Origin of the sequence: Fusobacterium perfoetens (assembly GCF_021531475.1) — a bacterium.
GTDB lineage: Bacteria > Fusobacteriota > Fusobacteriia > Fusobacteriales > Fusobacteriaceae > Fusobacterium_B.
Genome location: NZ_JADYTX010000027.1, coordinates 1 through 22,543, shown reverse-complemented (window position 1 = coordinate 22,543; position 22,543 = coordinate 1). Strand labels below are relative to the sequence as shown.

Here is a 22,543-nt window from a genome sequence, read left to right as displayed (position 1 = left end):
TTATAAAAAAAGCTACTATCTTTAGTTATTTTTAAGATAATAGCCTTTGAGTATTTATTTAACTACAAACTAGAATAGTCCTGGGATATTCATTCCACCAGTTACTCTAGACATTTCTTTTTCTGATAATTCTTCTGCTTGTCTCATAGCTTCTTTTACTGCTGAAAGAACTAAATCTTCTAACATTTCTTTGTCAGTTGCTGCATCTTTTATTGTTTCTTCAGAGATTGTTATACTAGTAACTTCTTTTTGTCCGTTAGCTTTAACAACAACAGCTCCTCCACCAACAGAAGCTTCAACTTCTTTTCCTTTTAACTCCTCTTGTATTTTTAACATCTCTTGCTGCATAGCTTGAGCTTGTCTTATGATATCCATTTGATTTGCACTACCTTTAGCTGTTTTTAATTTTCTTACCACTTTTAAATCCTCCTAAACACATTTATATATAACTTATTATACATAATTTTAACTATTTTTTCAATAAAAAGTTTCTAAATTTGGAGTATAAACAACGGGTTTATAAAATAACTCCTCTGATAAATCATATTTTGGAATTATTTTTGATATATTTTTATCCATTAACACACTAGAAAATATATATTTAGGAAGGAATTTCTTAAGTATCTCTTCCAATTTTCTACTTTCCAAACTTTCTATTACTTCATATTCTTTTAAATTTAAATCTTTTGCTAAATCAGATATAGTTTTTTCAAGTCCACCGATTTCATCTACAAGTCCCAAATCTTTTGCTTCTTCTCCTAGCCAAACACGTCCTTCGGCTATTTTTTGAACATCTTCAATAGACATTTTTCTTCCAAGAGCCACTTTTTCAACAAACTCATTATATCCAATTAAACTTGATCTGTATATTTTTTCTTTTTCGTTATCTGATAATGGTTTTGTAACGTCATAAAGATTTGTATATTTTCCATTGGAAATCTCGTCAAAATCAATACCAATTTTCTCAGCAAGTTTTGAGAAATCTGGTATTATACTTACTACACCAATTGAACCAGTAATAGTTCCCTTATCACTATATATTTTATCTCCAGCTGAAGCAATATAATATCCACCAGAAGCAGCTACTCCACCCATTGAAATATAGACAGGAATTTCGGTAGTTCTGACAGCTTCATAAATAATATCTGATGCTAGGGCTGACCCTCCCGGAGAATTTATTCTAAGAACGATTCCTTTTACATTAGGTAATTCATCAGCTTTTGCTAATTTTTCTTTTATATCTTTTGGAGTAACTTTATTTTCTATCTTAGGAGAATCTTCAGAAACTATTGTTCCCTCTGCATAAATAATTGCAATCTTATCTTTTTTCTCAATCTTATATTCTAACTCTTCAGCCACTCTTTCAAAATATTCCTCTATTGTTATTTTTGAATCAATCTTATTTTCTTTAATAAAATCTTCATAATAGATAGTTTCATCTATTAAGTTGCTTTCTCTTAAAACTTTTGGAGAAGACATTACAAAATCTCCATCAAGAATTTTTTTATTGATAAGGTTTTCTGGGATTCCTCTTTTTAAGGCTATGTCACTTACAAAATTCATATATCTTTTATCTAAAATTCTCTTAGTATTAGCCTTAAACTCCTCACTCATCTTTGAGCTTGTATAATTTTCTCCCATTGATTTATAATCACCTATATGAATAACATTGGCACTGATAAGAAGATTATCTCCAAGATTTTTATAATATGGATATCTTGCAGAGTAACCACTTATATCAGATCCAGCCCATCTATTATTAGGCATAATTATTTTATCAGCTTCAAGAGCAAGAGAATAATTTCTATTATCTAAATTTTCACTGTAAACATAGATTTTTTTACCAGAATATTTAAGTTCTGAGATTTTTAGTTTAAGCTCTTCAGTTTGAGCATTATTTAAAGACATATATCCAAGTTTAAAAATTATCCCTTGAACTCTTTTATCATTTTTAATTTGATTTAATTTTTTTAAGAATCCATAGAAATTCATCTTATTATCTATATCAAATGGATTTTTTATTCTGTTTTCATTTACTTTTTCAGCTAAGGATACTTCTAAATAAACTTTCTCAGGAACTGCTGGTTTTCTATTATCAATTTTTATAAGTTTACTTATGGTAAATATTGCAAGTCCCAAGATTATTAATCTAAAAATAGCTTTAAAAAGTTCCAAAAATAAAAATCCTAAAGTTCTTTTTAGCCACCTAAAAAATTTCTTTTTCTTTTTTGCAGGAGCTGCAGGAACATTTTCTGTTTTTTTATCATTTATATTTTCTTTCATATTATTTTCTAAGTTTTCCAATATTTTCTCCACCTTTAATAATTATAAAATACACTTCCTCCAATAAATTCTTTTAGAAGAGAGTCAGAGGGAACAAGTTCTGTTTCTATATCCACAAAACAACTTAAAAGTTCCACAAGTTTTTTTGCCTCTTCATATTGAGGAGATTCTATATCTATTTTGATAAGTTCACGAATTGCATAAGGTTTTAAAACTCCAAGTTCATAGCAAAGACTTGAATTGAATATGGCGTCCGCTTCTTCTTGGAATGGGAATATCCATTTTTCTTCACCTTTTCTAACAGAGTTCCACATCTCAAGAGTTTCCTCTCCAGTAGTTGCACGAGATAAGCTATCTCTTACAATTCTTCTTATTTTTCTTACATCTGTTGTATGAACTCTATTATGTCTATCCATATTTGTTTGAGTTAAACAGCTAATATAAATTTTATATTTATTTTCTCTAGGAATATATTTTGTAAGTTCATCATTTAATCCGTGGATTCCCTCTAAAATTATTATTCCATTCTCTTCTAATTTTTCTATATGTCCAACTGGTTTTCTTTCTCCAGTAAAGAAATCATATAGAGGTAATTCAACTTCTTTCCCAGCAATCAAATCTCTTAAATTTTCATTTAAAAGTTTTGTATCAAGAGCGTGAATTGTTTCAAAATCTTTATTTCCATTTTCATCAAGTGGTACATTGGCTCTTCCTACATAATAATCATCTAAAGAGATTGCCAAAGTCTTTATTCCGCTAGTTTGAAGATGTAATCTTAATTTTTTAGAAAGAGTTGTCTTTCCTGATGATGATGGTCCAGCTATTGTAACTATTTTTATTTTATCATTTTTTATAATTTCATTTGCAAATTTATTAATTTTTTTTGTGTGAAGAGTTTCATTAAGCATAATAAGTTCTGCTATTTCTCTTTTGAAAACTTTTTTATTTAAACTTCCTGCAAAATTAATACCCATTATTCTTTCCCAATCATTTCCCTCTTGGAAAGCTTGAGCTATTTTAGGAGTATCTTTCATAGGAGCTACATTCCAATCAAAAACTTCCATTGGAGTTTTTAATATAAACCCTCTATCATATTTATAAAGGTCAAAATCTTTTACAAGACCAGTTAATTTTTCTGGTTCAAGATAGAAATAATCTGTATATCCTCCCACTTGAAAAGCTTTTATTTTTGCCCAACCACAATTTTTTAAAAGCTCTCTTATATCATCTCTTTCAATCTTTCTCCAATTTTCTTTCATAAGCTCTATATCATCTGTAGCAAGAGTTATTGGAAGATTTTCATCAATAGTTTTTTTCATTTGTTCTTTGACTTTTTCATAATCTTCATTAGAAAGCTCTACAATCTCATTTTTATCAAAAACCTCTCCATAAGAACCATAATTTAATGAATTTTGTAATTCAACATTATAGTTTGGGAATAGTTCTGACATAGATTTTAAAAATATTATTTTTATTGTTTCATATTGTCTACTCTCTGTAATTTTTTCCATAAGTAACCTCCAATACTGTTTTAGCTTTCACTTAAATTATACTATATAAATTGGTTTTTCTCAACTTATTATAGTTATTTTATAGAATTAGATTGTATAATCAAGATAAAAGTTTAATTTTCAAAAAATAAAAAAACTGCTATAAAAAAATGATAAAAATCATTAAATTATAGCAGAATATTTTATTTCAACAGATTAACAAGACCTCTTAATGCCAAAGTATATCCTTCAAAACCTAAACCTGATATTTGACCGATACAACCTTCAGCAGTTACAGATTTTTTTCTAAAATCTTCCCTTTGATAAATATTACTTATATGAATTTCTATTGCAGGAATATTTACAGATTTTAATGCATCTAAAATCCCAATACTATAATGAGTATAAGCAGCAGGATTAATAATTATACCATCATAGACGCCAAAAGCTTTTTGAATAGAAGTTATTATTTCTCCTTCAATATTACTTTGAAAAAAATCAACTTGGCAATCTAGCTCACTAGCCTCTTTTTTTATTTTTTCAACTAAGGAATTATAATCATTGACGCCATAAATATTTTTTTCTCTTATTCCAAGCATATTAATATTTGGTCCATTTATAACAAGTATTCTCATAACTCCTCCTTCATTATATTCTTGATAACTTCGTTACTTATTTTTCTTTCTTGCCAAATTTCTTCAGCCTCAACAGCTTGAGCAATAAGCATATAAAGACCATTTACAAATTTTTTTTCATTTTCCCTTGCAAATTTTAAAAATTTTGTTTCACTTGGATTATAAATCAAATCTACTGAGTTTTCATATTTTTTTGATATCTCTTTGCTTATAGGAGAGTCATCAACATTTGGATACATTCCAACAGGAGTGCAATTAACTATTAAATATCCCTCTTCCTCTCTTCTTTCAAAACTTTCAAAATCCATAAAACTTATATTTTTTCTATCTTTTACCAAGTCTTTTAATTCTTTTTTAGCTTTTTCAAGATTTCTTGCAACAATTAGGATATTTTTAGCATTTTCGTCTATTAGATATTTAATAACAGCTCTAGCTCCACCACCAGCTCCAAGAATTACTGAATTTTTTCCATTTACAAAAATTTTATTTTCTTCTAGCATTCTTTTAAAACCAAAGTAATCAGTATTATATCCATAAAGTTTTCCATCTTTTTGAAAAATAGTATTAATAGCTCCAATTTCACGAGCTTCTTTGGAAATCTCGTCTATAAATTCCATAACTTTTATCTTATAAGGAATAGTTACATTAAGTCCTCTATAATTTTTAATTTCATTCTTAAAAAAGCTTTCTATCTGATTTTCTTCTAATTCAACCAATGAATAATCTTCATCAATATTTAGATTTTTAAATATTTCTTTGTGAATTTTAGGAGATATACTATGCCCTAGTTTCTTTCCAAGCAAACCAAATTTTATTTTATCTTTTTTTAATTCTTTTTCTTGAATATCACAACTAAAATCCATAATATCTCTCAAAACTTTTTTAAGTCCCTCTGCGTATTCTTTATTTTCTACCAAAGTTTCACATTTAGCGAGAATTTTTTCTTCACGAGCCTTATCTTTTACAGGAAGATTATTTTGTTTTTTATACTCAGCAACTTTTAAAACTATATCCATTCTTTTTTCAAAAAGATGAGCAAGTTCTCTATCAATTATATCTATATCTTCTCTTATCTTTTGTAAATCAAGTTTTTCCATCTTCCCCCCTCAGTTTGATAAAATTAAATCTAAAATAGTAAAAGCCGTAATATTTTCTATAACAGGAACAGCTCTTTGAACTATACAAGGGTCGTGACGCCCTTTTATCTCTAAGATTTCATTTGTTTTTTCTGATATATTTATTGTATGTTGTGGTAGTGATATTGATGGAGTTGGTTTTATAGCCACTCTGAAAATAATCGGCATTCCATTTGTTATTCCGCCTAATATCCCACCATTATTATTAGTTTTGGTTTTTATATTTTTTTCTTCATCAAAATAGTATTCATCATTAGCACTACTTCCAAAAAGTTTTGTAATATCAAAACCTTTTCCAAACTCTATCCCTTTTACACTTGGAATAGAAAAAACTCCGTGAGAAATTACACTTTCAACAGAATCAAAAAATGGAAAACCAAGTCCAGCTCCTACATTATTTACCATACATTCTATAACTCCACCAACAGAATCTCCCATTGATTTAGCTTTTAAAATCTCATCTTCCATAAGAAGTATTTTTTCATCATCTAATACAGGGAGTTTTTTTTCTAAAAGTTTAGATAAAATTTCTTTAGGCTCTCCAATTAAATTAAAAGGTCTATCCTCTATATTTTTAATTGAATAAATATGAGAAAATATCTCTATATTATATCTCTCTTTTAAAATTTGTTTAGCTATACTTCCAGCAAAAACAATCGATGCAGTAAGCCTACCTGAAAAACTTCCACCACCACGATAATCATTAAAACCTTTATATTTTACAAACCCAGAGTAATCTCCGTGAGATGGACGCATAAGATTTTTTAAAATAGAGTAATCCTTTGAATGAGTATCACTATTTTTAATCCTTACACAAAGGGGAGTCCCTGTTGTATATCCATTGAAAAATCCACTTTCTATTATAAAATCATCTGTTTCTTTTCTAGTAGTTGAAATCTTATTTTTTCCCGGAGCTCTCCTTGACATCTCACTTTTTATAAAATCTAAATCAAGCTCAATACCAGAAGGCAATCCATCAATAACTGCTCCAACAGATAATCCGTGAGATTCTCCAAAAATTGTAAGTTTTAATTTTCTTCCAAAACTATTCATATCAGATCTCCTCTATCTTTCCACCAAGGCTCACAAAATCTTTCCAAAACTCTGGATAAGATTTTTCTACACACTCAGTTCCTCTTAAAATTAATTTTTCTCTACATTTTATTGAGGCGATTGCCAAACTCATAGCTATTCTATGATCATTCCAACAAGAAACTTCTCCACCTTTTAAAGATTTTTTACCATTTATAATAAGTCCGTCTGAAAGTTCTTGTATATCTGCCCCAATTTTATTAAGCTCTGTGGCAATAGCTGTAAGTCTATCACACTCTTTATATCTCAAACGTTCTGAATTTATTATTTTTGTTACTCCTTCACTTACTGATGCTAGAACTGTAAGTATCGGAATAATATCTGGACAATCAGAGCCGTCTATTATAGTTCCTCTAGTTTTACTTTCTATTGATATTATCTCATTTTCAGAAATTTTTAAATTAACATTCATTTTTTTTAAAATATCAACTATCTTTTGGTCACCCTGAATCGAACCAAACCCGAGTCCAATAGATTTAATATTTTCTGATAAAGCTCCAGCCACTAACCAAAAAGCTCCTTGAGAATAATCTCCCTCAACAGATGTTTCAATATTTTTATATTTTTGATTTCCCTTTATAATATATCTTTTATGATCTTCATTTATAATTTCAATTCCATATTTTTTTAAAGCGTCAAGAGTCAAATTTATATAACTTTCTGATTCAAGTTTTGTAGTAATCTCTATAACTGAATCTCCATCACATAGTGGAAGAGTAAATAAAAGTCCAGAGATAAATTGAGAGCTAATATTTCCAACCACCGAATAAACACCAGATTTTAAATTTCCATTTATTTCTAAGGGGAGATTTATTTTATCGTTAAAAGTTTTATACTCTATTCCCTTTTCATTAAAAATCTCAAAATATGGGTCAAGTGGTCTTTCAACAAGTTTTCCAGAACCAGTAAAAATTATTTTTTCATTTGATAAAATCCCAAGTGGTATAAGAAATCTTAAAGTTGAACCAGATTCCTTGCAGTCTATAACTTTATTTTTTAGATTTATTTTTCCATCTGTTCCCTCAATAGAAAAAGCACATCTTCCTTGAAATTTTGATGGAATTTCATTTATCTTTGCACCAAAACTTTTAAGTCCCTCAATAGTAGCCTCAATATCTTTTGATATACTTATATTATCCACTATGCTTTTTCCACTAGCTAGACCGCTACAAATTATCTCTCTATGTCCAATACTTTTTGAAGAGGGGATTACTACCTCTCCATTTAAAGAATTTGGTGTTATTACTAGACTTTTCATTCTGTCTCCTTAAACTATATATTTTTCTAAATCCTTTGAATCAATTTTAAAAATTTCTCCATTTCCAATATCTTTCAAAATTATTAAATTTATCTTGTTTCCAAAATTTTTCTTATCACTAGAGATCCCCTCTAATATTTTTTCTTTTGAAAGAGTTGTTGTAGTTGGAAGAGAGAATTTTTCTAAAAGAATTTTTATTCTGTCAGCTGTTCCTTTTGGTGTTAGTCCTAACTTTTCAGAAATTTTTGTTATCTCACACATTCCTATACTTACACATTCTCCGTGGGTATAAGTTTCATAGTTATAATTTTTTTCAATAGAGTGACCAATAGTATGACCAAAGTTTAAAATCATTCTATCTCCTCTATCAAATTCATCATTTTCAACCATAACTTTTTTAACCATACAGCAACCAAAAATTATCTCTTCAGCTCTTTCTAAAACTTCACTGTCACCTTTTATATTTTCAAAAAGTTCAAATAGTTTTTTATCTCTTATTAATCCACATTTAATAGTCTCTCCAAGTCCATCGTGAAGATATCTTGTAGGTAAAGTTTTCAAAAGTTCTGGATCTATAAAAACTCCTTTTGGTTGGTAAAAACTTCCTACCATATTTTTTCCACTAGGCAGATCAACTGCAACTTTTCCTCCAATACTACTATCAATTTGAGAAAGAAGTGATGTTGGCACTTGAATAAAATCTATCCCTCTTAAAAAAGTTGATGCAACAAATCCTCCAAGATCTCCCACAACTCCACCACCTAAAGTGATAATAAGATCTCCTCTTGTGATTTTATAAAGAGCTAAGTCATTATAAACTTTTTCCGCTTCATAAAGATTTTTGCTTTTTTCACCAGCAGGAATTATAATATCATAGACTAAAAAATTTTCTTCTCTAAGAGTTTTTGTAAGTCTATCAAGATAAAATTTTCCTACATTTTCATCAGTTATAATGACAATTTTGTTGTATTCTTTTATCTTTTTTATTTTTTTACCAATCTCTTCTAAAAGTCCTCTTTTAATCTCTATTTTGTATGACCTTTCTTTTAAATCTATAAATATTTCTTTTTCTCTATTCATAATTTTCTCCTAAAAATTAAACTGAAATATCTCTAGCTCCATTTTCAATATCTTTTAAATACCCTTTAATTTTATTTTTAAATTCTTCATTTGGCATTTTTTCTAAAGCATCAAGTATCGCTTTATTTCCAACTTCTCTTAAATGCTCATCTGCATAATCAATTAAAAATTCTTTTAAAGTCATAAGTGCATTTGCTTCACACATAACATTTATTTTTCCACTTTTTGCAATTTCCATAAATCTATCTCCAGTACGTCCAGATCTATAACAAGCAGTACAATAACTTGGAATATAACCTGATTTTATTAAACTTTCAAGCATTTCCATTGGTGAACGATGATCTCCAACTTCAAATTGAGCTGTATTTTCACTAGCCTCTGAATATCCTCCAACTCCTGTGCAAGAACCTGTACTTACTTGAGAAATGCCAAGTTCGATAACACTATCTCTAAATCCTGCTTCCTCTCTTGTAGATAAAATCATTCCTGTATAAGGCACAGCAAGTCTTAATACTGCAACTATTTTTTTAAATTTTTCATCATCTACAAGATGTGGGTATTCTTTTAGAGTTACACTGCTTGCTGCTCTAAGTCTTGGGACAGAGATTGTGTGAGGTCCTACTCCTGTAACTTTTTCAAGCTCATTAGCATACATTATCATTGCCACAGTTTCATAAGTTGAATCATAAAGTCCGTATAAAACTCCAATTCCTACATCATCAATTCCAGCTTCTCTTGCTCTGAACATTGCTGTTGTATGATAATAATAATCTTTTTTAGGTCCGCTTAAGTGCATTTTTTCATAAGTAGGTCTGTGGAAACTTTCTTGGAAAAGTGTATAAGTTCCAATTTCTGCCTCTTTTAATCTTTTGTAATCTTCAACTGTTGTAGCAGCGATATTTATATTTATTCTTCTTATATTTCCATTTTCAAATTTTATAGAATAAATATCTTTTATACATTGAATAATATAATCAAGTGAACAGTTAATTGGATCTTCTCCAGCTTCTAAAACAATTCTTTTATGCCCTAATTTTTCCAAAGCTTTTACTTCATTAATCAATTCATCTCTTGTTAATTTTTTTCTATTAAGATTGTCATTACAATGTTGGTAACCACAATAGTGACAGTTATTTACACAATAGTTACTTACATAAAGTGGTGCAAACATAACAATTCTTTTTCCATAAATTTTTTCTTTTATAAGTTTTGCTATCTTAAACATCTCATCTAAAAGATTTTTATCTTCTATATTTAAAAGTATAGCTGATTCAAGAGGAGTTATCCCCTCTGCAAGTTTTGCTTTTTCAAAAATTTTTCTTATCTCTTTTTCATCTTTTGCTTTTTCTTTTGCCTCAGTTAAAATAGAATTTATTTTTTCCTCTGCTAAAAAGCTAATATCATATTTTTCTTCTCTCATTCCTTTTCCTCTCTTATATATATATTAAATTTTATTAGTAATATTTTTAAATGCTTCTTCTGCTACCTCTAAAGTTTTTGCTATATCTTCATCAGTTAAAGCAAGTGATATAAAATGTGCCTCAAATTGTGATGGTGGAATAACAATTCCATTATCTAGCATTGTATTAAAGTAAATAGCAAAATTTTCTGTATTTGATGTTAAAGCATCTTCAAGATTTTTAACTTGAGATTTCTCAGTAAAAAATATAGTGTAAAGTGACCCTAGTCTATTAATACAAACTGGAACATTATATTTTTTAGCTAATTTTTCAAGATTTTTAGTTATATATTTTGTTTTATTTTCAAGTTCTTTATAAATAGTTTCTTTATTCTCGTAAAGATAACCTACTGTTTCAAGCCCAGCTCTTACAGATATTGGATTTCCTGACAAAGTTCCTGCGTGATATACTCTTCCAATTGGAGCGATAAGATTCATTATCTCCTCTTTTCCACCAAAAGCTCCAACAGGATATCCTCCACCAATTATTTTTCCAAGAGTTGTCATGTCTGGAGTGATACCAAAATATTCTTGAGCCCCTCCAAGTGATAATCTAAATCCAGAGATAACTTCATCAAAAATTAAAACTGTAGAAGTAGCTGTACAAATCTCTCTTACAAATTTTAAAAATTCTACATCTGGAGAAATAACTCCCATATTTGCAGGAACTGGCTCCATTATAAGACAAGCCACATTATTTTTTTCTAAAATTTCTTTGATTTTTTCTCTATCACCAAATGGAACTGTTAAAGTATCTTTTAAAACTCCCTCAGTAATTCCATTACTATCTTGATAACCATCTGTTAAAAGTCCTGAACCAGATTTTACAAGAAGTGCATCAGAATGACCGTGATAACAACCTTCAAATTTTAAAATTTTATTTCTACCAGTGTAAGCTCTTGCAAGTCTAACAGCTGACATTGTTGCCTCAGTTCCAGAAGTTGTAAGTCTTACTTTATCCATTGATGGACAACATTTTGTTATAAGCTCTGCAAGCTCCACTTCTAATTTTGTAGGAAGTCCATATGAACTACCATTTTCTATTTCTTCCCTTACACCTTCAATTACATTTTTAAAATTATGCCCTAAAATCATTGGTCCCCAAGAACAGATATAATCAATATATTCATTTCCATCTTCGTCGCAAAGTTTTGAGCCTTTAGCTTTTTTTACAAAAATAGGAGCCTCTCTATGAACAGATTTAAAAGCTCTTACTGGACTATTTACTCCACCAGGAATAAATTTTACTGCTTTATTATATATCTCTTTTGAATTTTTATAACTCATAATATTCTAAGAATATTTTATTTTTTAGAACAACTAATGAAAAGAAAACTTTGAATTACTCCAGACTACGACAAGTTGATTAACTACGGTTTATTTCTCTAAAATCTCAAAACTCGCTAACGCTCAAACAGTTGAGATTTTTAGCGTTCAATAAATCCTTGTTAATCTAACTTCTCTTCGTAATTTCCGTAATTCTTAAAGTTTTCTTTTATTAAATTTAATCTATTTTCTAAATTTATAATATTCTCAGTTCCTCCTTGTAAATAATATTTAAAAAATTTATCTTTCTGATATTATATCACATTAAACCAATTTTTTTAATATTTCCTTTCTTTTTATAAAATTATTTAACCATTTTTAAAATTTAACAGTCTAAAAAATCGAATGAAAAAATTTTAGGAGGTTTTTAATGTTTGGAATAGATTATAAAGTAATAGTGTCAGATATAAATTATGGAGGGCATATGGGAAATGAAAGAGCCCTTATAATTTTTCAACAATGTAGAATGGATTGGCTGAACTCTCTAGGTTTTGACGAAATAAATATCGGAGAAAATAAAGGAATTATCCAACTTGAATCTCATGTTTATTATCTAAAAGAGGTAAAACTTGGAGAAAATCTAAGATGTTTTATAAAAAATATAGATTTTTCAAAAACTACTTTCGAAACTTTTTATGAAGTTTTAAATGAAAATGACGAAATAGTTTTAAAAGGAAGTACAAAACATATGGCTTTTGATTATGAAAGAAAAAGACCATCAAGATTACCAAAAGAGTTTTTAGAAAAATTAGAAAATATTAAAATAGAAGAAAATTAATTTTTGAGGTGAATATTTTGGAAAAAAATCTAATAATATCAAAATTAAAATCAGAGATAGGAAGAAAAGTCATCGGTCAAGAAAATATGATTGATAAAATTTTAATTGGAATTTTGACAGAGGGACATATTTTACTTGAAGGTTTACCAGGACTTGCAAAATCTCTTACTGTAAATACAATAGCTGAAACCTTAGGGCTTAAATTTTCAAGAATCCAATTTACTCCAGATTTACTTCCAAGTGATATAATTGGAACTGAGATTTATAATGAAAAGACAGGAGAATTTTATACTAAGAAAGGTCCTATATTTGCAAATATAATTTTAGCTGACGAGATAAACAGAGCTCCAGCAAAAGTCCAATCTGCTCTTTTAGAGGCAATGCAAGAAAGACAGGTTACAATCTCTAACGAAACTTTTCCTCTTGAAAGACCATTTATAGTTCTTGCAACTCAAAACCCAATTGAGCAAAATGGAACTTATCCACTTCCTGAAGCTCAACAAGACAGATTTCTTATGAAGGTAAAAGTTGAATATCCTACAAAAGATGAGGAAAAAAAGTTTTTGGAGTTAATTACTGGAGAAAATGATTTTGAAAATATAGAAATCACTAAAATTTTAACAAAAGAAAATCTTGATGAATTAAAATCTCAAGTAAAAAAAGTATATATTGATGAAAAACTTAAAGAATATATTTTAAATATTATTTTTAAAACTAGAGAAAAATCTAATGATATTCTTTGTGGAGCATCTCCTCGTGCAAGTATCGCCCTTGTAAAAGCATCAAAAGCTAATGCTTTTATAGAAGGTAGAGATTTTGTAATGCCTGAAGATATTAAAAAAGTAATTTATGATGTGTTACGTCATAGAATTATTTTATCTTATGAGGCTGTTGCTGACGAAAAAACAGTTGATGAAATTATAATGGAAGTAATGGAATCAATTGAACTTCCATAATCTAGAGGTTTATTATGACAAAAGAGGAACTTTTAAGAAAAATCAAAAAAATAAATATAAGGACAAAGGCTGTGGCTGATGAATTTTTTGTTGGGAATTATCGTTCTATCTTTAAAGGAAACGGAATGGAATTTTCTGATGTAAGACCTTATGAAATCGGTGATGATGTAAAAAGAATTGATTGGAAAATTACGGCAAGACAGAAAAGAACCTATATAAAACAATATGAGGAAGAGAGAGAACTTTCTATATTTTTAGTTGTGGATATATCTTTGTCAAACAGTTTTCAATCAAAAGAGGATTTAATAGCTCAAATTACATCTTCCCTTGCATATAGTGGTTGTGAAAATGGAGATAATGTTGGTTTAATTCTTTTTAGTGACAGAGTAGAAAAATTTATTCCACCACAAAAAAATAGAAATCAAATCTTAAGAATTATTGAGGCACTGTTAGATATAAAACCTCAAGGAAAAGGAACTAATATTTCTGTGGCTTTAGACTTTCTTGGGAAAATTCAAAAAAGACATTCAATAGTTTTTTTGATTTCTGATTTTTTAGATGAAAATTATACTCACTCTCTAAAGATTACCCAAAGACAACATACTTTGATACCTATAAGGATTTTAGATAGAAGATTTGAAAGTTTGCCAAAGGGATTTCTTTTTAATCTTTTGGATTCTGAATCTGGAGAAATTATAACTGTTGGAAATTTTAAAAACAATATAAATTTTCAAGAGGATAATGATATAAAAACTTTAGATATTTACACAGATGATGATTATGCAAAGGTTTTGGCTAAATTTTTTAAAAGAGGAGGGGCAGTATGACAAAACCAATCTATATTGGAGATAAAATTAACTTAAAAATAGAAAACCTTTCTCAAGAGGAGATTAGCCAAGCTTTTAAAGATTTTCACATTGATAAAGTCCAAGATGAAAAAATATCTTTTAGAACTTTCAAGACTAGTGAAAATATAATTGATTTAGGAGAAAATCAAATAAATCTAATTGTTGCCTCAACTATCACACCAGATGATAAAAATATTTATCCTAACCTCTCAGATATGAGTGATACAAAGGTAATTAATCCAAATTTTCCTTTTGGATTTTTTATTGGAGCTAGTATATTTATAATATCTTTAATTGGAATTATAAAAAATCTAATCCATAGAAAAAAACTTGATAAAATTTTAGATCCAAAAGAAAAATGCAGAAATATTTTAAATAGTTTAAGTAGTGATAATTTTCCTTTTGAGATTAGTTTTGCTCTTAGAGAATATATAGATAAAGTTTATAAAACATCTTTTTTATCAGGAATTTATGTAGAAATTAATAATATCGATAAAAATGATATAGAGTTTTTTAAGTCATTAGATTATTATAAATTTTCAAAAAAAAGTTCTTATGATAGAGAGGTTTTAAAAGAGAGGGCTTGGACAATTTTTAATAAATTAGAAGAGGGGGATAAAAATGTTTAAATTTAATGATCCATATTTTTTTATTCTCATTCCTTTTATTATATATCTATTTTTTAGAAAGAAAAAATCAAAGGGAATAAAAGTTCCAAGTATCCAAGGGATAAAAAAATATTCTCTAAACTCTAAAAAATATCTGATTGGAAAATATTTTATACTGATTTCTTCTATCTTAATGGTTATTGGACTTGCACGTCCTCAAAGAATAAGTGATAAGAAAATAAAAAAAGATGGTATAGATATAGTAGTGGCTTTGGATTTATCAAAATCTATGTTACAGGAGGACTTTAATCCAAACAGGTTGGAAAAATCAAAAGAATTGCTTTCAAAATTTATTTCTCAAAGGATTAATGATAGAATGGGGCTTGTGATTTTTGGTGGTGACGCCTATACAAAAATCCCTTTGACTTTTGATAATTCAATGTTAAGAGAGGTTGTTGAAAAAATAAAAGTAGATGATATTACTAGTAACAATCGGACTGCTATTGGAATGGGGGTTGGAGTGGCTATCAATCGTCTAAAAGAATCAGAGTCAAAATCAAAAGTTATAATTCTTATGACTGACGGAGAAAATAACTATGGAGAACTTTCTCCGATTGACGCTACAAGACTTGCAAAAGAGCTTGGAATAAAAATTTATACAATAGGAATTGGAGCTTATGAAAGAAATGTTCCGTCATTCTTCGGAGTTATGAGAAAAGTGAAAAATACTGAGCTTGATGAAAATCTTTTGACTAAGATGGCAGAGGAAACAAATGGAAAATATTTTAGAGCCAGTGATGAAAAATCTTTTGAAGAGATTTTTTCTGAAATAAATAAGCTTGAAAAAACCGAGATAGAGAAACAAGATTTTGTACAGAAAGAGGAACTTTATATAAGTTTTGTAAAAGCCTCACTTATTTTTCTATTAATTGGTTTGTTCTTTGAGTTTTTACTATTTATAAGATTACCATAATCGAAAGGAGATAAAGTGGAGTTTGGAAATCTTGAAAATTTGATATATTTTATTTTTCCTGTTCTTTCGCTTATCCTTTTGATTATAGGATATGAGAAAAAGAAAAAAGGTTTAAAGTTTTTAAATATATCAAATAATAAAAAAATAGATTTTTTAAAAATATTTTTTATAAATATTGGGACAGTTTTGGTTTGTATCTCTTTGTTATCTCCTCAAAAACTTATTGAGGAAAAAGAGGTTGAACGTAAAGGAAATAGTATTTATATTCTTATGGATACTTCTCGTTCAATGCTTACAAAGGATATTTATCCAAACAGAATTGAAAGAGCTAAAACCATTGCTAAAAATATAATTCTTAATCTAAAAGGAGATAAAGTCGGAATAATTCCTTTTTCAGATAGTGCATATATCCAAATGCCACTGACTGATGACTACAAAATAGCTGAAAATTTTATAAATGTTATTGATACTAATCTTCTTTCTGGTGGAGGAACAAATATTTTTGAAGGTTTATCCATTGCAAATAAATCCTTTGAGGAAACTGAGACAAAAAATAAAATAGTTTTGGTTATTTCAGACGGTGGAGATACAGATGATAAAACTTTAGATTTTATTAAAAAAAATAATATAAAAGTTTATTCTGTAGGAGTTGGAACCGAAAAAGGATCTGTTATTCCTGATAATAAAAAAAGTGGATTTATAAAAGATGAAAAGGGAAATATTGTCGTAAGCTCTCTTAACTCAAAATTTTTAAAAGAGATGTCTGAAATTTCAAATGGAAAATATTTTGAAGTAAATAATCTTTCAGATAATACAAAAGAGTTTATTTTTGATATAGAAACTCTTGATAAATCTAAAATAAAAGATGAAAAAATATCTATCTATGAAAAATATTTTCAATGGTTTTTAGGAATTGGACTTTTATTTATTTTGGTAGGATATTTCTTAAAAGGAGGAACAAAATATGAAAAATAAAAAATATATTTGGATTGGCTCTTTTGTTCTTTCTATTTTGCTTTTAACTTATTCATATAAAGATATAAAGCTTTATTATTATGTAAAAATGGGAAATAAAAACTATTATTCTAAAAATTATGAAAAGGCAATAGAGTATTATAAAAAAGCTCTTAAGATAAAAGAGGACTATAACATAAGAATAAACCTTATCATTACAGATTATCAGATGAAAAATTATAAAAAAGTTTTGGAAAGCCCTGTTGAGAATGGATTTTTGAAGGGAAATTCATTGGTTTTTATGTCTGAAAAAAATCAAAACAATACTGAGGATTTAAAAAAATCTTTAGAATATTATAAGGAAGAGATTTTGACTAATAATGATATAAATATTAAAAAAAATTATGAGATTATTGAAAATAGATTAAAAGAGCAACAACAAAATCAAGATAATCAAAATTCTAATAATCAACAGGAAAATAAAGATAAAAAACAAAATCAAAACTCTGATAGTGAGAAAGATAAAAATAATAACGACAATCAACAAAATAGTCAAAATCAAGATAATAAAAATCAACAGAATAACGACGATAATCAAGGACAAGATAATAAAGATAATCAAAATAATAAACAAAATAAAGACCAAAATAAAAATAATCAATCTAATCAAGACAGTAACAATAATCAAAATAATTTAGATAGAAATAATAATGAGCAAAATAATTCCCAAGAAAATTTAGATAATTCTAATAAAGAAAAATCTAAAAATAATGAGCAACAACAAAATGAAAATAATAGTTCTGAAAATGAAAAAGAGAGAGAAAATAATAAAAATTCTAATTCTCAAAATAGTTCTTTAGATAAACCTCAACAAACTAAACAACAAAAAGAACTACAACTTATGTTAAAAAATCTTGAAAAAAATGAAAAACAATCATTTAAAAATAATGAAAGATTGATAGGAGTTGAAAATGAAAGTGATACAAAAAATAGATGGTAAACTTAAAATATTATCTCTACTTTTATTATTTGTTTTTATTCAAATTATCTCTTTGGGAGCCACTCTTACAGTTGATACAACAAAAACAAGAGTTGGTGTTCCTCTTAAGATAATGGTTAATTTTACAAATGAGAAAAAACAAGAATATAAAATAATAGGGATTGAAAACTTTCAAAATATGAATAAAAGTTCTCAGCAAAAATCCTCTTGGATAAATGGAAAATCAACAAAATCTTATTCAGATATCTATACAGTACTTCCGCTTAACGAGGGAGATTTTATTTTAAATCTTGAGATTGATGGAAAAAAAGTTTCTAATGATATAAATATAAATGTTTCTAAAGATAATAAAGAGATAGAAAATTCTTTAGTTACAACGAAGAATAGTGAGTATAAAAGAAAATATTTTATTGGAGAAAAAATCCCATACTTTGAAAAAATAATTACAAAAATTTCATTAAATAACTATGGATATATAAACCCTCCAACTTTCAAAGATTTTACTTTTAAAGATATGACACCAAATAATCAAGGTAATCCTTTAGTAAAAAGAATATCTGATCAAGATGGGGAAAAATTAGAAATTCTTGTAAGAGAGGGTATTTTAGAAGCAAACTCTATTGGAGAAAAAAATATTGTGTCTGGGCTTATCGGCTACAATGAGGCAAGTGCCAATGATTTCTTTATGATGAGTGGGTCAGAGCCAAAATATACTGGTGGAGATGAAATATCTATAAAAATTCTTCCACTACCAGAAGAGGGAAAACCACAAGATTTTCAAAATATCCTTGGAGATCTAAAAGGAGATATAAACTGGGAAAATAAATTAACTGTTGATGTAGGACAAACTTTTGTTTTAAAGTTAAGACTTTATGGAGAAGTAAATCTTGATTCATTAGAAAAACTTCCAGTAGAAGAAAATGAAAAATTTAATATTTTTCAATCTGTGACTGATTTCTCAAAAAAAATAAATAATGGAAAATATGAGAGTTCTAAAGAATTTGAAATTGCTTTTATACCTAAAAAGTCTGGTACTTTTTCTACACCAGAGATAAAAGTAAATTATTTTGATGTAAAAGATAGAAAATATAAAACTTTTATAGTCCCATCAAAAAAGATAAAAGCTATCGGTGGACAAAATATTACAGTTCAATCTAATAATACTTTAGATAATAAATCTAAAGTTGATAACACTACTGAAAATAAAATTACTCCAAAAGAAAAAAATATTATAAAAATTTCTGCAATTCCAGAAGAAAAAGAAAATAAAGATTATCTGATTTGGATATCAGGAGTTTTAGGAGTAATAGTTATAATTCAAGGTGGGATTATTATAAAACTTCTGATTGATAAAAAAGCTCCTGAAAAAAGAAATTACAAAGATTTAATAAAAAAAATGAAAAATGCTAAAGATAATAAAAGTTTTTATGAAATCTATTGTGAATTTATGAAAGAGAGATATAATTTTAGCCCTAAAGCTCAATTTGAAGATATACTTATTAAAAATGGTGGCTCTGATGAGGTTTTAGAAATAAATCGTTGTATTCAAAAAAAACTTTTTAAAAATGAAAAGATTGATTATTTGAAAGTTATAAATATTTTGAAAAAATTATAAAATCCTTGTAATATGAAAAAAAATATGCTAGAATTTTTATGTTCTAGCATATATGCGTTCCTATAGCTCAATTGGATAGAGCATCTGACTTCGGATCAGAGGGTTTGGGGTTCGATCCCTCATAGGAACGCCATTTTTTATTTTTTGCTAAGATTTTTATCCAAAATGAATTCATTATTTTTTTCATTTTCTAAAGTTTCATATATTCTATCTATATCTGTTGAATAAATTGTTTTATCTCCATTTTCATATCTCATTAAATATTGTTGAGCTAATCCTATTATTTCTTTTAAATTATTAGATATAAAAGGAATTATTATTTTTTCTAAAAATTCATCTTGTCTAAATTTAACTTTATACTTTTTTTCTATTGGAAACATTTTTTCAAAATGGATTCCGTGATGATTTCCCTGCTTAGTTTTTCTATTATTTGGCAATTTAAAAAAGTTTTCTTTTCTCGTTGTTTTAGATATATTTGATCTTAATGGCAAAGCAAAATCTATCATCTTTTCCTTATATTTTAGTTTTAAAACAATCATATAAGGTCTACCTTGATTATAGTTTACCAATAGTTCCTTATCAAAAGAACATAATTTAAAAAATTCTTGAGATATGGCAACTAAATGTATTTTTTTATTCATTGTTCCTCCTAAAGAAAAAAGGCTGTCATAAACAGCCTTCTACATACAAGTGAATAATATTCTAACCGTTATTCTCGGTTTTTTAAACATACAAGTGAATAATACTCTGACCGTTATTCTCGGCTTTTTAAACATACAAGTGAATAATATTCTAACCGTTATTCTCGGCTCTTTATTTGTATATAAATTATAGCATATTTATTAAATTTTGTCAATTTGAGCTTTCTTCAGCAATTTTATAATATTTTTTAATACCCTTACAAAATCAATTTTAAAAGCTCTTTTAATATTTGACGATTAACTTCTATACAGAGCTTAGAAATTTATTTTATAAATCATATTTTCAATAAGTTTTATTTATTAGTTATCGAGATTTTTATCTAATATTTTCTTAAACTCCTCTTTAGTTGGAAGAACTGTCATATATTTACTAGCAAAAATTTGATTATTATCTTCAGGAAGAGTTAATTTTACTAAAGTATCATTCTTTTCTCTACATATAATAATTCCTATACTTTTATTTTCATCAGGAAGTCTCACATATCTATCATAATAGTTTACATACATTTGCATTTGCCCTAAATCTTGATGAGTAACTTCTCCTATTTTCAAATCAATCAGCACAAAACATTTTAGTATTCTATTGTAAAAAACTAAGTCTACCCTAAAATGTTTTTCATCAAAAGTAAATCTTACTTGTCTTCCAACAAATGTAAATCCTTTTCCAAGTTCTAGTAAGAATTTTTCTAAATTATTTATTATTTCTGTTTCTAACTTATTTTCAGAATAATTACTTTGTTCTTCAAATCCTAAAAATTCTAAAATATATGGATCTTTTACTACATCTTCAGGTTTTTCAATAACCTGTCCTTTAAAAGCTAGTTCTTTGACTTTTTCTTTATCTCTACTTAAAACTAATCTTTCATATAAAGCTGAATCAATCTGTCTTCTTAATTCTCTCAAGCTCCAATTATTTTGAATAGATTCTATTTCGTAAAAATTTCGTTCCTCTATATTTTCCATTCTCATAAGGATAAGATAATGAGACCAGCTTAATTTGAATTGGTCAGACACTGTCTGACCTTTTTTGTAAGCAATATAAAAACTTTTCATTTGTTTAAGATTTGTTACTGAAAATCCTTTTCCAAACTCCTCTGTTAGTCTTTTAGAAAGAGTTTTTATTAAATTTTCTCCATAAACAGCTCTTTCATTTCCATTTTGTTCTTCTTCTACAATTCTTTTTCCTATTAAAAAATAAGTTTTAGTCATTGTAGTATTTATATTAGAAACTATACTTTTTCTAGCTTCTTTTAATAAATTACTAATTTCAGTATATACATCTTTTTTTATTTCTATATCCATAACAAATCACATTCCTTGAAAATTTTTTATTAAATATCCGAATCATAACAATTATCTAACTAAATATCTTATCAATTTTTTATAAAAATGTTATAGGAATTATTCCTAAAATATTCTTTAAATCAAGATTCCCTAAACTTAGGCAGAACACCAATATAAAGAAAAATAATATGAATCCATCCATTTTTTGTTTTTCAATATCTTTAAAAAATAAATTTAATATTTCTTTAAAAGAATAAATAAAAAACAAAATTAACCAAACTGGAAAAATAGTAGTTACACGAGTTGTTATACTTGTAATATTAATTAAAAAGCACCATATAAGAATTAATTTTATGTTATTTAATATTTTTAAATAATCAATTTTTTTGTATTCTTTAGATGTTATTATCTTTTTATTACAAATTTTATGACATTCATATAAAATACGATAAATAAAAAACATAAAAGGAAAAAATATTATCATTCCCCAAATGGATTCTCCTAAAAGATATTCATATGAATTTTTTATTTCTTCAATAGTTTTTGAAAAAGCAAAGGTAAAACAATTAAGATAGAAAAATAAAATAACTTTTTTCATAGAAAATCCCCTTTCTAAATAAGTTAAGTTTTCTGTTGGAAGATTTATAGAAAATCCTTCTATTCCAAATTCTTCTACTAAATAGGTTTTAAAAAACCACTCTAAAGTTTTTTCTAACATTACACTGTTATCTTTTAAAATATTATAATATTAAACTTTTTCTAATGATATTTTCTGTTAGATTAAAACTAAAATCTATTTTATATTCATTTTTTAATCTTGGTTCAAACTTTCTAGAAAAGAAATTATTATTTTCAACATTAACATTTAAAAATAAAAAATCATCATCTACAAATTCAAACAAATAAATAAAATTATTCAATAGTGTAGGATAATCTAAATTCTTTAATATTTAATCTAAACTATAATTTACTTTAAATAAAGTTTTATCTTGATATGATACCCATAAAGGACACATATATATTATCAACAAATTAAAAAATATAAGAAAGTTGGTAATGTATGTCTA

General features: G+C 27.0%; 21 protein-coding genes and 1 tRNA gene. 9 read left to right on the top strand and 13 right to left on the bottom strand.

Annotated features, from left to right (window positions below; translation table 11 throughout):
- Window positions 1–69: 69 nt before the first annotated feature.
- The 10 genes from I6E15_RS07035 to hemL form a co-directional block, all read right to left on the bottom strand.
- The gene (locus tag I6E15_RS07035; protein WP_235247134.1) at window positions 70–417 is read right to left on the bottom strand and encodes a YbaB/EbfC family nucleoid-associated protein; all 348 of its coding nucleotides are present in this window, start codon (window positions 415–417) and stop codon (window positions 70–72) included.
- Between the two features lie 60 nt (window positions 418–477).
- Window positions 478–2,304 carry a signal peptide peptidase SppA gene (gene sppA, locus I6E15_RS07030; protein WP_235247133.1) on the bottom strand — a complete coding sequence of 609 codons (1,827 nt, stop codon included), beginning with the start codon at window positions 2,302–2,304 and terminating at the stop codon, window positions 478–480.
- A 14-nt stretch (window positions 2,305–2,318) separates the two neighbouring features.
- Window positions 2,319–3,794 (bottom strand): uridine kinase family protein, encoded by a 1,476-nt coding sequence (locus tag I6E15_RS07025; RefSeq protein ID WP_235247132.1) that lies wholly within the window; start codon window positions 3,792–3,794, stop codon window positions 2,319–2,321.
- A 182-nt stretch (window positions 3,795–3,976) separates the two neighbouring features.
- Window positions 3,977–4,408 carry a type II 3-dehydroquinate dehydratase gene (gene aroQ, locus I6E15_RS07020; protein WP_235247131.1) on the bottom strand — a complete coding sequence of 144 codons (432 nt, stop codon included), beginning with the start codon at window positions 4,406–4,408 and terminating at the stop codon, window positions 3,977–3,979.
- A complete protein-coding gene (gene aroE / locus I6E15_RS07015) occupies window positions 4,405–5,505 on the bottom strand; it encodes a shikimate dehydrogenase (RefSeq protein ID WP_235247130.1) in 1,101 nt (366 codons plus the stop codon). Before aroE ends, aroQ begins: the two co-directional genes overlap by 4 nt.
- A 9-nt stretch (window positions 5,506–5,514) precedes the next feature.
- A complete protein-coding gene (gene aroC / locus I6E15_RS07010; RefSeq protein WP_235247129.1) occupies window positions 5,515–6,597 on the bottom strand; it encodes a chorismate synthase in 1,083 nt (360 codons plus the stop codon).
- Window position 6,598: 1 nt separating this feature from the next.
- Window positions 6,599–7,894: a 3-phosphoshikimate 1-carboxyvinyltransferase gene (aroA, locus tag I6E15_RS07005; protein WP_235247128.1), complete on the bottom strand. Its 1,296-nt coding sequence runs from the start codon at window positions 7,892–7,894 to the stop codon at window positions 6,599–6,601.
- A 9-nt stretch (window positions 7,895–7,903) separates the two neighbouring features.
- Complete coding sequence (aroB, locus tag I6E15_RS07000; protein WP_235247127.1) at window positions 7,904–8,974, bottom strand: 3-dehydroquinate synthase; 1,071 nt, start codon at window positions 8,972–8,974, stop codon at window positions 7,904–7,906.
- Between the two features lie 16 nt (window positions 8,975–8,990).
- Window positions 8,991–10,394 (bottom strand): [FeFe] hydrogenase H-cluster radical SAM maturase HydG, encoded by a 1,404-nt coding sequence (gene hydG / locus I6E15_RS06995; RefSeq protein ID WP_235247126.1) that lies wholly within the window; start codon window positions 10,392–10,394, stop codon window positions 8,991–8,993.
- 24 nt (window positions 10,395–10,418) lie between these two features.
- A complete protein-coding gene (gene hemL, locus I6E15_RS06990; protein ID WP_235247125.1) occupies window positions 10,419–11,720 on the bottom strand; it encodes a glutamate-1-semialdehyde 2,1-aminomutase in 1,302 nt (433 codons plus the stop codon).
- Window positions 11,721–12,129: 409 nt separating this feature from the next.
- Here hemL and I6E15_RS06985 point away from each other — a divergent pair, with 409 nt between their 5' ends.
- The 9 genes from I6E15_RS06985 (at window position 12,130) to I6E15_RS06945 (ending at window position 19,624) form a co-directional block, all read left to right on the top strand.
- Complete coding sequence (locus tag I6E15_RS06985; protein WP_235247124.1) at window positions 12,130–12,537, top strand: acyl-CoA thioesterase; 408 nt, start codon at window positions 12,130–12,132, stop codon at window positions 12,535–12,537.
- Window positions 12,538–12,554: 17 nt separating this feature from the next.
- Window positions 12,555–13,493, top strand: coding sequence for an AAA family ATPase (locus tag I6E15_RS06980; protein ID WP_268827943.1), 939 nt, complete (start codon window positions 12,555–12,557; stop codon window positions 13,491–13,493).
- Between the two features lie 14 nt (window positions 13,494–13,507).
- On the top strand, window positions 13,508–14,320 hold the full coding sequence (locus tag I6E15_RS06975; RefSeq protein WP_235247122.1) for a DUF58 domain-containing protein: 813 nt from the start codon (window positions 13,508–13,510) through the stop codon (window positions 14,318–14,320).
- Window positions 14,317–14,970: a hypothetical protein gene (locus I6E15_RS06970; RefSeq protein ID WP_235247121.1), complete on the top strand. Its 654-nt coding sequence runs from the start codon at window positions 14,317–14,319 to the stop codon at window positions 14,968–14,970. The genes I6E15_RS06975 and I6E15_RS06970 overlap by 4 nt, the downstream gene beginning before the upstream one ends.
- On the top strand, window positions 14,963–15,922 hold the full coding sequence (locus I6E15_RS06965; protein WP_235247120.1) for a vWA domain-containing protein: 960 nt from the start codon (window positions 14,963–14,965) through the stop codon (window positions 15,920–15,922). The genes I6E15_RS06970 and I6E15_RS06965 overlap by 8 nt, the downstream gene beginning before the upstream one ends.
- A 15-nt stretch (window positions 15,923–15,937) precedes the next feature.
- On the top strand, window positions 15,938–16,897 hold the full coding sequence (locus I6E15_RS06960) for a vWA domain-containing protein (RefSeq protein ID WP_235247119.1): 960 nt from the start codon (window positions 15,938–15,940) through the stop codon (window positions 16,895–16,897).
- Window positions 16,887–17,876: a tetratricopeptide repeat protein gene (locus I6E15_RS06955; RefSeq protein ID WP_235247118.1), complete on the top strand. Its 990-nt coding sequence runs from the start codon at window positions 16,887–16,889 to the stop codon at window positions 17,874–17,876. The genes I6E15_RS06960 and I6E15_RS06955 overlap by 11 nt, the downstream gene beginning before the upstream one ends.
- Complete coding sequence (locus I6E15_RS06950) at window positions 17,848–19,491, top strand: BatD family protein (RefSeq protein WP_235247117.1); 1,644 nt, start codon at window positions 17,848–17,850, stop codon at window positions 19,489–19,491. The genes I6E15_RS06955 and I6E15_RS06950 overlap by 29 nt, the downstream gene beginning before the upstream one ends.
- 56 nt (window positions 19,492–19,547) lie before the next feature.
- A tRNA-Arg gene (locus I6E15_RS06945) sits at window positions 19,548–19,624 on the top strand.
- 4 nt (window positions 19,625–19,628) lie between these two features.
- On the opposite strand, the gene I6E15_RS06940 is transcribed toward I6E15_RS06945, so the two are convergent.
- From I6E15_RS06940 to I6E15_RS06930, 3 genes are all read right to left on the bottom strand, one after another.
- Complete coding sequence (locus tag I6E15_RS06940; protein ID WP_235247116.1) at window positions 19,629–20,132, bottom strand: hypothetical protein; 504 nt, start codon at window positions 20,130–20,132, stop codon at window positions 19,629–19,631.
- A gap of 360 nt (window positions 20,133–20,492) precedes the next feature.
- Window positions 20,493–21,494, bottom strand: a complete 1,002-nt coding sequence (locus I6E15_RS06935; protein WP_235247115.1) for a PDDEXK nuclease domain-containing protein — start codon at window positions 21,492–21,494, stop codon at window positions 20,493–20,495.
- A 79-nt stretch (window positions 21,495–21,573) separates the two neighbouring features.
- Entirely contained in the window at window positions 21,574–22,074 is a 501-nt protein-coding gene (locus I6E15_RS06930; protein ID WP_235247114.1) for a hypothetical protein, read from the bottom strand.
- Window positions 22,075–22,543: the final 469 nt, after the last annotated feature.